The sequence below is a fragment of the Pseudomonas sp. GW821-FHT09D08 genome (assembly GCF_059416305.1).
Genome location: NZ_JBWKOX010000045.1, coordinates 1,332 through 2,891, shown reverse-complemented (window position 1 = coordinate 2,891; position 1,560 = coordinate 1,332). Strand labels below are relative to the sequence as shown.

Annotated in this window: 1 pseudogene; it reads left to right on the top strand. The window is 61.4% G+C overall.

Annotated features, from left to right (window positions below):
• Positions 1–107: 107 nt before the first annotated feature.
• Positions 108–1,560: pseudogene (locus AC07OP_RS31580) on the top strand (YncE family protein); the annotation flags it as partial.

The following is a 1,560-nucleotide window of genomic DNA, read 5'->3' as shown; positions in this document are numbered from 1 at the left end:
CACTGTCAATTCTGACAGCTAGACGCCCCTCCCCACCGGGTGTCTGATTTTCCTTGCCTGAACGCGCCTTTTTATTCGCGCACGCCCTCCAGCAAGGAGTCTCTTTCATGTCCGACCGACCCGTTGATCCAGCCTGCGAGTGTCATTCGATGGATGACACCCCAACCCCGGCGCCCTCCCAAGAGCTTGTTCCCTTTACGCCTGCCGCAGTGCCTACGACAGGCCCCCAGCGGGTCGAAAACCTCGACGAGCCGTATTCCGCCTACCCGTCAATCTCGCTGCACGCCTCCCTGTACCCTGAAAACGCCCCCATCGGCCTGGGCATTCGTCATGTGCGTCCTTATGCGCATTTCATCTTTGAAAAGTGGCGCCTCTGGTCGGCCTACGACTATTACGCGCTCTACCTCGATGACCTGCTCAGTGCCGTGGCCTCGGACATCGTCCTCGACGATTTGCCCCGTTACGATCTCTTTGTGCCAGAGGAGCATGTGCCTGAAGGCGAAGTGCCGATGTACGGCCGGGTATTGCGCGCCGGCACTTTCCAGGAGAGTACCTCGCCGCTGCAAACCCTCCTGATCAAGACCACTCGCCCCGGCGGCACCGACCGCGACCCAGGCAGCGCCTGGCACACCGGCCTGGTCATGACGGTTGAGGGCCTGCCCGAAGGTTCGACGATCGATCGATTGATTGCCGGTGCTGGCGTGTGGTGCCTGATTCAGCGGTATGAACATATCCGCCAGAACGACCGCATCGAGCTGTCCTGGGATGGCGTCATCGTCACGCATATCGTCAGCCCGGCCGAGGCGGCGCCCGGCAGTGGGCCGATCCGGATTTTCGTCAGTGAGGCGATCATTCTCCAGGGCGGGCTGTTGGGCACCCTGACCCTGCGCTTTCGGGTACAGGACGTGGTGGAGAACTTCTCCGGGGAAAAGTACCAGTATTCCAAGTCTTACTTCCTGGTCAGCGAGCTGGACCCCAGCCTGATTGAAGCCCCGGTGTTCCTGGTGGACGATGTCGACCTCAAGCAGGTCGACATCGATACCCAGGGCGATGCGGCATTTAAAGTCTCGTGTTTCACGGGCCGCGAGTTTCCCGCGCCCAATCCGCCCCATCAGGTGTTCGTCACGCTGTCTGCCACGCTGGCGGATGGCTCGACCCGGGAGTTTGCCCTTCCCTTCAGGAACGCGACCAACGTATACGTGACCGAGGTTCCCGTTGATGGCGACATCATCAAGCAAATAGTCGGCGGTTCCTTCCGGGTTTCGTTCGTGATTAAAACCGACCGCGGCGACTTCGTCGGCCAGTCCGGCAGCATCACCGTCACCGTGCTCGGCACGCCGGTGTCGATGCCTGGGGTGACGATCAACCCGATCGAGTTGGGCCTGATTGACCCCGACCACGATATCGACGTCACCCTGCCGTTCTATGAGCCTCATAACCCGGACTGGCTCGAGACCCTGTACATCGAACAGCGGGTCCCCGGCGGCGGTGGCGAAACCTACGTCGAGTCCCAACTGGCGGGGCCCCAGGGTGGCAGTCGCCATGTGAGCAAGGCGGATC